Origin of the sequence: Blautia luti (genome assembly GCF_013304735.1) — a bacterium.
In the GTDB taxonomy this organism is placed as follows: domain Bacteria; phylum Bacillota; class Clostridia; order Lachnospirales; family Lachnospiraceae; genus Blautia_A.
The window spans coordinates 1-505 of record NZ_JAAITI010000101.1 but is presented as its reverse complement, the minus strand read 5'-3'; the positions used below and the strand labels follow the sequence as shown (position 1 = coordinate 505).

General features: G+C 45.5%; 1 protein-coding gene. It reads left to right on the top strand.

Going from position 1 to position 505, the window contains the following annotated elements; translation table 11 throughout:
* Window positions 1–505 (top strand): class I SAM-dependent methyltransferase (locus G5B06_RS18615; RefSeq protein ID WP_173772727.1); only part of this gene is annotated, 505 nt, incomplete at both ends.

Sequence of the window (505 nt, the reverse complement as noted above, 5' to 3'; positions counted from 1 at the left end):
GTCGGTAACTTTATGGGACTGATCCCGGAGAGTATGGGCAAAGCCAATATGTACGGTGTGGAACTCGACCCGGTTTCGGGAAGAATCGCAAAACAGCTTTACCAGAAAAACAAGATTGCAGTACAGGGATTTGAGGAAACCAGTTATCCGGACAGCTTTTTTGACTGTGTGATAGGCAATGTTCCATTTGGGGCGTATCAGGTCAGTGACCGCAGATATGACCGGCATCATTTTATGATCCATGATTATTTTATTGCAAAATCCCTTGATCTGGTGCGTCCCGGTGGCGTAGTGGCTGTGGTAACTTCCAGTGGAACGATGGATAAGCAGAATCCGGCAGTGAGACAGTATATCGCAAATCGGGCAGAACTGCTTGGAGCCATCCGATTACCGAATAATGCGTTCCAGAGAAATGCCAATACCAGTGTTGTTTCTGATATTTTGTTTTTCCAGAAAAGGGACAGGGCATCCATTGAGGAACCGGAATGGTTAAATTTAAAGGAAA